At 68.7% G+C, this 1029-nt stretch carries 1 protein-coding gene and 1 pseudogene; both read right to left on the minus strand.

All coding sequences use genetic code 11. From position 1 onward, the window contains the following. Nucleotides 1-65: 65 nt before the first annotated feature. Nucleotides 66-689, minus strand: coding sequence for a potassium-transporting ATPase subunit KdpC (gene kdpC, locus AB0F62_RS42795; RefSeq protein WP_361812343.1), 624 nt, complete (start codon nt 687-689; stop codon nt 66-68). Nucleotides 690-708: 19 nt separating this feature from the next. Next, nucleotides 709-1029 (minus strand): annotated as a pseudogene (locus AB0F62_RS42800) (potassium-transporting ATPase subunit B); the annotation flags it as partial.

Here is a 1029-nt window from a genome sequence, read left to right on the forward strand (position 1 = left end):
GGCGGCGCAGGTGATCCCTGCGCCGCCGGGCGGCGTGGTGCGGATGGTGCGACAGTGACGCAACGTCACTTCAAGGCGATGAGCGCGTGGTTGAGCTCCACGACGTTGACGCGCTCCTCGCCGAGGAAGCCGAGGACCCGGCCCTGGACGTGGTCCTCCACCAGTTTGCGCACGGCGGCGGCGTCCAGGCCGCGGGCCCTGGCGACCCGTTCGGCCTGCTCGCGGGCGTACTCCGGCGAGATGTGCGGGTCGAGGCCGGAGCCGGAGGCGGTGACGGCGTCGACCGGCACGTCTTCGGGTGCGACACCGTCGAACTCGGCGACCGCGGCCCGGCGCTCCTTGATGGTCTTCACCAGGCCCTCGTCGTTCGGGCCGAGGTTGGAGGCGCCGGTGACGAGCGGGTCGTAGCCGCCCGGACGCGGCTGGAACCACTTCGGGTCCGGTTGGGCGACCTCGTCGGCGTCGTCCGGGTTCTTCTTGGGGAGGTTGAAGCTCTGGCCGATGAGGCTGGAACCGACGGTCTTGCCGTCCTGGGTGATCCTGGAGCCGTTGGCCTGGTCGGAGAACGCCGCCTGGGCGACACCGGTGACGGCCAGCGGGTAGGCGATGCCGAGGAGCACCGTGAACACCAGCAGCATCCGCAGGGCGGCCACGTGGTTGCGGACCACGGCGGGCAGGGAGCGGAACATGATGGATTGCCTTCTTCTGTCAGCTGAGGCCGGGGATGAACTGGACGATCAGGTCGATCAGCTTGATGCCGGCGAACGGCAGCACGAGACCGCCCAGGCCGTAGACCCAGATGTTGCGGGTCAGCAGCGCCGAGGCCGACGACGGCCGGTAGCGCACACCTCGCAGAGCGAGCGGGATCAGCACGACGATGATCAGCGCGTTGAAGATGATCGCCGAGGTGATCGCGGACGCCGGGCTGTGCAGCTGCATGATGTTGAGCTTGTCCAGGCCCGGGTAGGCGACGGCGAACATCGCGGGGATGATCGCGAAGTACTTCGCCACGTCGTTGGCGATGGAGAA

The sequence above is a fragment of the Streptomyces sp. NPDC026673 genome, from assembly GCF_040638135.1.
GTDB lineage: Bacteria > Actinomycetota > Actinomycetes > Streptomycetales > Streptomycetaceae > Actinacidiphila.

Excerpts from the sequence above, each read along its gene's own strand:
- kdpC (WP_361812343.1), bottom strand. The coding sequence starts at position 689 with ATGTTCCGCTCCCTGCCCGCCGTGGTCCGCAACCACGTGGCCGCCCTG.